This window comes from Neobacillus rhizosphaerae (genome assembly GCF_050477885.1).
GTDB classification, from domain to species: Bacteria; Bacillota; Bacilli; order Bacillales; family Cytobacillaceae; genus Neobacillus; species Neobacillus rhizosphaerae_A.
This window is the reverse complement of record NZ_JBCNAC010000088.1, coordinates 55,986-63,253: the sequence shown is the minus strand read 5'-3', so window position 1 is coordinate 63,253 and position 7,268 is coordinate 55,986. Positions and strand designations below refer to the sequence as shown.

General features: G+C 44.0%; 5 protein-coding genes. All 5 read right to left on the bottom strand.

Translation table 11 applies throughout. From position 1 onward, the window contains the following. Nucleotides 1-94: 94 nt before the first annotated feature. Nucleotides 95-1,189, bottom strand: a complete 1,095-nt coding sequence (locus tag ABES03_RS12005) for a CaiB/BaiF CoA transferase family protein (RefSeq protein ID WP_430117517.1) — start codon at nucleotides 1,187-1,189, stop codon at nucleotides 95-97. A gap of 18 nt (nucleotides 1,190-1,207) precedes the next feature. Then, nucleotides 1,208-2,782, bottom strand: a complete 1,575-nt coding sequence (locus ABES03_RS12000) for a fatty acid--CoA ligase (protein WP_430117516.1) — start codon at nucleotides 2,780-2,782, stop codon at nucleotides 1,208-1,210. A gap of 377 nt (nucleotides 2,783-3,159) precedes the next feature. After that, nucleotides 3,160-4,317 (bottom strand): thiolase family protein, encoded by a 1,158-nt coding sequence (locus tag ABES03_RS11995; RefSeq protein ID WP_430117515.1) that lies wholly within the window; start codon nucleotides 4,315-4,317, stop codon nucleotides 3,160-3,162. A gap of 18 nt (nucleotides 4,318-4,335) precedes the next feature. Next, nucleotides 4,336-5,481 (bottom strand): acyl-CoA dehydrogenase family protein, encoded by a 1,146-nt coding sequence (locus tag ABES03_RS11990; RefSeq protein WP_430117514.1) that lies wholly within the window; start codon nucleotides 5,479-5,481, stop codon nucleotides 4,336-4,338. 157 nt (nucleotides 5,482-5,638) lie between these two features. Further along, nucleotides 5,639-7,168 carry an acyl-CoA synthetase gene (locus tag ABES03_RS11985; protein WP_430117513.1) on the bottom strand — a complete coding sequence of 510 codons (1,530 nt, stop codon included), beginning with the start codon at nucleotides 7,166-7,168 and terminating at the stop codon, nucleotides 5,639-5,641. Nucleotides 7,169-7,268 lie beyond the last annotated feature (100 nt).

The window sequence follows — 7,268 nt, the reverse complement described above, 5'->3', positions numbered from 1 at the left end:
GCGCTGGAGCTGGACAATTCCCGAAGTCGAGTTATACATTTTCTTATAATGTAAAAAAAGACTGCCTGTAATAACAAGACAGTCTTGGACTCTTTTACACAAAAAGATTATTTAAAATATGGTCTTTGTGCTGACCTTTTTTTGGAGGTGGAGAAATTGACTCCTGCTTTAGATCACTATGCATCTTCACCTGACAATCTCCCCAGGAAGAAGTGAAGATCAATTCTTTTTCTTTAAAGTACGGATGATTGTTCAGTTCCCCCACTTCCAACACTGGCGCCATACAGCAATCTACCTTTTGCGCAAACTCAATCCACTCATTGAAGGTTTTCTTTTTAAAAAGGGTGGTGATTTCTTGGAAAATCGGGTTAGCGTCTTCCGTTTTAGAAAAATGGGCCGCAATCCAATCTTCCCGTCCATGGGCTAGACAAAAATTCTGCCAGAACTTTGGCTCCAATGCCCCGATACTCATATACCTTCCGTCCTTCGTTTCATATAAGGCATACGAAATAATGCTGCCATTTAGAACGTTGATACCGGTTCTCTCGCCCGTTTCTTTTTCAACCATCACATGGTTTCCCAGCAAGGATACAAGCTGATCCGTAATGGAAATAGAATGATAGCTACCTTTTCCAGTTAAAAACCGTGAGACAAGTCCCGCGAGGATTCGTTCATTCGCCGCAAATCCCCCTAGATAATCTGCAATTGTAATGGATGGGTGAACAGGTTTGCCCTGTTGATCCCTTAACTGAGCCAATATACCGCTTAACGCCATATAATTGAGATCGTGGTTTCCGAGCTTACTCAGCAGACCGTTTTGCCCATACCCCGAAATGGAGCAATACACTATATCAGGCTTCACCTTTTGGACCGCCTCATAGCCAAGCCCCAATTTCTCCATGACACCTGGTCTAAAGCTTTCAATAAGGACATCCGCATGGGCAATTAATTTTCGTGCTGTCTCTACTCCGTCCTTTTCCTTCAAATTCAGGGTAATGCTTTTCTTTTGACGATTGTTTGCTAGAAAAACAAGCCCTGAACCCTGTTTGGATAGTCCTGTATTCCGCGCTGGATCTCCTTCAGGCGGTTCCACCTTAATGATCTCCGCACCTAGTTCGGCTAATCGTAATGTCGCATATGGTCCTGGTAAATAGTTGGTGAAATCTATTACTTTAATTCCTTTCAGCATGATCGGGACCCTTTCATCCTAAGAATTATTAGAGCCTGATGCAAATAGCTCCTCCAACTGCTTACGTAGCACAAACTTTTGAATTTTCCCGCTTGCATTTCGTGGGAGTGCTTCACAAAAAATGTATTTTCGCGGGCGCTTATAATTCGCGAGTTGATCACTGTTTTTGCAGTATTCATCCAGCTCTTGTTCTGTCACATTAGGATCCTTTTTCACAACGAAGGCCGTAACCGTTTCACCCCAACGATCATCTGGCTGGCCAACTATCGCCACATCAAGGATACCGGCATGGGCATGCAGAAGGTCCTCTACTTCCCGTGGATAGATATTCTCCCCGCCGCTGATGATCATATCGTCTACACGATCATTCACCCATAGATAGCCATCTTCATCTAAATAGCCGATATCTCCGGAATGGTACCAGCCTTTATACATGGCTTTCTCTGTTGCTTCCTCGCGGTTGAAATAACCTGACATCATACATGGGCCTTGGACAATGATTTCTCCCGTTTCCCCTGCAGGAACCACATCGTCCGGATTGGAAGGGCCATCCTCTTTGGTACGGACAATACGGATATCATGATTTAGGCATGCCTGGCCAGCAGAGCCTGCTTTTGTCAGCTGATCTGTTTCTGACAGGAAAGTAATAGCGGGGCCCATTTCTGTCATTCCATAGGCTTGGACAAGAGCAATCCCTAAGCGATCATGACATGCATGAACAAGCGACGGAGCCATTGGTGCTGCACCATATAAACCGAGTTTTAAACTTGATATATCATATTGATTGAGGTCTTCTTGTAAAAGCATGTTCCACATGGTTGGTGCCGCGAAGAACTTTGTAATCTTCTCCTGTTCGATTAGCTCTAATACTTTCTTTGGATTGAATTGGTGGAGCACCACATTTCGTGCACCTACATGAATCCTTGGCAGGATGGCACAATGGAGCTCTGCACAGTGGAACATGGGTGCGGTTACAAGTCCAACATCTGTCGCTTCGTATTTGGTTGCACAGATGACTAGTAAGCTTTGTTCTACCATGTTCCGGTGGCGGTGAAGAACTCCTTTAGGCCTACCAGTTGTCCCACTTGTATACATAATGGCGTACAGGTCGTTTTCATTTACTTCTCTGCGAATCTCTTGAGTTGAGCTATTGATGAGTTTTTCTTGGTAGTTGGCTGCATAGGCAGGTGTGTCTTCATCAATAAACCAGAAGGCACTTTGTGGGAAGCGGTTTTCAATAGCGGCTATAACAGGTTCTAATGCTTGTTCAAAAAGAACAACTTTTGGGGTAGCATCAGATAAAATATATGCCACTTCTTCAGGCATTAACCGGAAATTAATCGGATTGAACACTGCACCAATTTTGGCACAAGCGATAAACGTGGTTGCAAGTTCTTCGGTATTAAAGAGGAAGGTGGAAACACGATCGCCCTTTTGTACGCCTTCGTTTATGAGGGCATTCGCTAGTCGGTTGACCTGTTCATTCCATTCTTTGTAAGTGTAACGGGTATTTTTCCTGACATCATACATAGCTTCCTTATTTGGGAACTTTTTTACCGTTAAATCAAAGATTTTTCCGATTGTTGTACTCATCCAACCGCCTCCGTTTAATAGTTTGGTAGGCAATCGGTGGGGGCCGATTGCCTTTTTTATGTTTTTTGCAGGAATTTATATGTTTCATTGCTTCTTATTCGCGGATTTTTGGGTTTTATTTGCGAATTATTGGTTGCTATTCGCGAATGTAGTCCATTTATTCGCGAATCTAGTACCTTCTGTTCGTCTATCGGCGAATTTTGGCATTCTATCGGCGAATTTCACAAACCTATCGGCGAATCCTGTCATCGCGAAGAATTCAATGAGCGAATTTTATGAAAGTATGAGCGAATTCTATAGATTTATGAGCGAATCCTACTATTTTATGGGCGAATTGAACTAGTTTATGAGCGAATCCAAGATTCCCAACCTAAAACCTAATCTAATCTCTCAATAATCGTAGCATTAGCCATACCATGACCTTCGCACATGGTTTGCAAGCCGTAACGGCCGCCGCTGCGCTCCAATTCGTGCATCATTGTGACCATCAAACGGGCACCGCTTCCGCCAAGTGGATGGCCTAGAGCGATGGCACCGCCATTTGGATTAAGTTTAGCGGGATCCGCCCCCGTATCCTTTAACCATGCAAGCGGTACTGGAGCGAAGGCCTCATTAACCTCAAAAACATCAATATCATCAATTGATAAGCCCGATTTCTCAAGTGCTTTCTGTGTAGCCGGAATCGGTCCTGTCAGCATTAATGTTGGATCGGAGCCCACCACCACACGAGTGTGAACACGGAAGCGCGGCTTTAATCTCAACTCTTCTGCTTTTTCACAAGACATCAACAACAAAGCGGCTGCTCCATCACTAATTTGGCTGGAGTTACCGGCATGTATGACACCATCTTCTTTAAACGAAGTCCGTAGTCCTGCTAAAGCCTCCAATGAAGTCCCTTTTCTTGGGCCAGAATCCTCCTTAACTACGGTGGTTGTGCCATCTGGTAATGTCACTTCAAGTGGAAAAATTTCTCTTGCGAAGTACCCTTCCTCTTGTGCCTTTAATGCTTTCTGATGGCTCTCAAGCGAGAATTGGTCGAGCACCTCACGGGTAAAGCCATAGTTTTCGGCAATCCTTTCTGCTGAAAGTCCCTGATGAATCATTTCATATTTAGATTTTAAAGTAGGACTAAAAGGTTCCTCAGCCCCTTTGTAGTTGGAGCCCATCGGAACACGAGACATGCTTTCCACCCCACCAGCAATCACCACATCCATATCACCAGCGAGAATCGCCTGTGCTGCAAAGTGGACAGCTTGCTGACTCGAACCGCATTGACGATCAATGGTTGTCCCAGGAACTTCGATTGGGAAGCCAGCAATTAACGCGGCAACTCTAGCAATATCTCCCGCCTGCTCCCCTGCTTGCGTAACACAGCCTAAAATCACATCATCAATAATGGAAGGGTCAATTCCTGCCCGGTTCACAAGCTCCTTCAATGTTAACCCAGCTAGGTCATCTGGACGGATATCCTTTAACACTCCATTTCTTCTTCCAACTGGCGTACGTACGCCTTCAACAATAACAACTTCACGCATAGTTTTTGTCCTCTCTTTCTATAATCCTAAGTTTTTCGCAATAATGGTTTTCATAATCTCATTCGTACCTGCATAAATGCTGGAAACCGGGATATCACGGAATCTTCTCGCAATCTCGTATTCTTCCATATATCCATAGCCGCCATGCAGTTGCATACATTCCGAGGCAATCCGTTTAGCGATATCGGTAAGCTTCCATTTCGCCATCGAGACCTTTGTCACCACGTTTTTCCCTTCAATATGTTCAGCAATTAACTGATCAAGGAAAGCTCTGCCCATTTCAATTTCCGTGGCCATTTCAACAATTTTAAACTGTGTGTTTTGGAACTGGCTGACGGGTCTGCCGAACGCTTCTCTACTTTTAACATAATCAATAGTCATTTTTAGCATTACCTCTGATGCTGTTTGCGCCCCAATCGCTACTAGAAGCCGTTCCTGCTGAAGCTTTTCCATTAAATAAAGGAATCCTTTGCCTTCTTCACCAAGTAGGTTTTCCTTTGGTACACGACAATCCTCAAAGATTAATTCCGCAGTATCTTGGCAGTGGAGTCCGACTTTGTTTAACTTTCTTCCTCTTGAAAAACCAGGAGTATCTCGTTCGATGACAAGTAAGCTGACCCCTTTATGCTTAGGTACCGCTTGTAGGTCGGTCTTAACAGCAACAACGACAAGGTCTGATTGAATACCATTTGTAATGAAGGTTTTTTGTCCATTGACAATATAGTGGTCACCATCCAGCTTGGCAGTTGTTTTAATATTGGCTAGGTCTGAACCCGTACCTGGCTCTGTCATCGCAATAGCGGTAATGATTTCACCGGTGACACATTTAGGCAGCCAGCGCTGCTTTTGCTCCGCTGTTCCGTAGGCTGTGATATAGGGGACGACAATATCGTTGTGGAGGCCAATCCCAATCAAACCGGAGCCTACTCGCTCCAACTCTTCATTAATAACAACGGCAAAGCCCCAGTCCACCTCACTACCACCATATTTCTCATCAATATCAGGACAGAGGAAGCCCTGCTCCCCCATCTTCTTCCAAAAAGAACGGGGAATCATCCGGTCTTCTTCCCACTGCTCATAAAAGGGATATGCTTCTTTTTCCAAAAACTTTCTTAATGATTGACGAAATATTTCATGATCACCGGTTAAATATGGGTGTTTCATTTGTAAAACCTCTCTTTCTATGTGAGAATGCATACGATTTTATTCAGGCATTCTTCGTGTTCAGTCATTTCTACACGGTACATGATTTTATCTACACAAAATCTTTACTTATCTACACAAATTCACTACTTATCTACAAATTTGCGCCAGCCAAACCTTACTTCACATTACTCTCAGTCCGCATTTTCTGCCGCAGCTGGTATTTCAAAACTTTTCCAGAGGCGTTTCTCGGCAACTGCTCCTCGATAAAAATCCGTCTAGGCACCTTATAGCCTGCGAGTTTTTGGCGACAGAAGCTTCGTAATTCCTGCTCATCAAGCACCGCCCCTTCTTTAGGGACAATAATCGCACAGACCGCCTCACCCCAAACCTCATCTGGCAAGCCAATAATTGCAGCATCAAGGATACCCGGATGCTCAAAGAGAACGCTTTCAACCTCCACCGAATAAACATTTTCCCCGCCAGAGATAATCATATCTTTCTTCCGGTCCACAAGCGTAATATAGCCTTCCTCATCAATCGTGGCTAAATCCCCTGTATAAAGCCAGCCGTTTTTCAGCGTGCTCTTCGTCTCCTCCGGCTTTTTATAATATTCCTTCATGACCATCGGACTGCGAACAATAAATTCCCCAATCACGCCGGGCAGTACATCGATTCCCTCTTCATTCACCACCCGCGTTTCCGTTAAGAAGATTGGCTTTCCGCCCTTGCCAAGATGATTCTTATGCCCTTCCGGATCGAGTAGAATTCCGCCAGGTCCTGCTTCCGTTAAACCGCACAGATTATAAAACTGATCGGTTTTAAATAGCTGCATGCTTTTTTTGACCAACTCTGGTGCCATCGGTGCAGCGCCATACCCGACTCTCTTAATCGAAGATAGATCGTAATCAGCTGCGTTCGGCACTTGAAGAAGGAAGTTATACATAGCTGGTACTGCGAATAGATGGGTAATTTTATGCTCTTGAATAGCTTGAAGTGTTTTTACTGGATGGAAATCACGATGGATAATATGGGTTGCACCGAGTGCCACACCAGAAATAAGGAATAGGTTCAGCTGCGCTGAGTGAAACAGTGGTGCTAAATGTAGAATATGCTCATGCGGCCTAATCCCCATATTGATGACTACTGCCATGCCAACTTTAAAAATTTGGCTGTGATCAAACAGTGCTCCCTTTGGACGGCCTGTTGTTCCTGATGTATACAGAATTTCTAAATCGTCTTTTTCAGAAACCTCAACATTAGGTTCTTCTTTGTTAGCAGATCGAATCTTTTCATACGAGTAATAGCCTGTTGTTTCTGGTTCTCCAACAGTTACTACTAGACGGACGCCTGAATCCTGCTTCGACTCCGCAATGATGGATTCAAATTCCTTGTCACAAACGACAACTGCAGCATCCGATTGGTGCAAAATATATTGGACCTCGGTAGCCGTCAGTCGGAAGTTAACCGGAACGGCAACCGCACCAATTTTAGCAGCTGCGAAAAAAGTAAACACAAAGTGATCCGAATTCTTCATCATTAATGCAAGCTTGTCACCTTGTTTAACTCCCTGACCCATTAACCCGTGTGCCAGTTGATTGACTTCCTCGTTAAATTGGCGGTACGTATAACTTCTGCCTTCACATTCAATGGCTAATAAATCAGGATATTTGCAAGCATTTTGCGTTAATAGGCTGCCGATATTCATAATTGGGATCCTCCTTTTATAAAAATGATTCACCATTATACATGCAATATTTATGCCAATATTCTGAATAAAAAAATAGCTTATTGGACAGTATTATTCA

Coding starts and splice junctions, on each gene's coding strand:
- ABES03_RS12005 (WP_430117517.1), bottom strand. CDS start 1,189: ATGCTGAAAGGAATTAAAGTAATAGATTTCACCAACTATTTACCAGGA.
- ABES03_RS12000 (WP_430117516.1), bottom strand. CDS start 2,782: ATGAGTACAACAATCGGAAAAATCTTTGATTTAACGGTAAAAAAGTTC.
- ABES03_RS11995 (WP_430117515.1), bottom strand. CDS start 4,317: ATGCGTGAAGTTGTTATTGTTGAAGGCGTACGTACGCCAGTTGGAAGA.
- ABES03_RS11990 (WP_430117514.1), bottom strand. CDS start 5,481: ATGAAACACCCATATTTAACCGGTGATCATGAAATATTTCGTCAATCA.
- ABES03_RS11985 (WP_430117513.1), bottom strand. CDS start 7,168: ATGAATATCGGCAGCCTATTAACGCAAAATGCTTGCAAATATCCTGAT.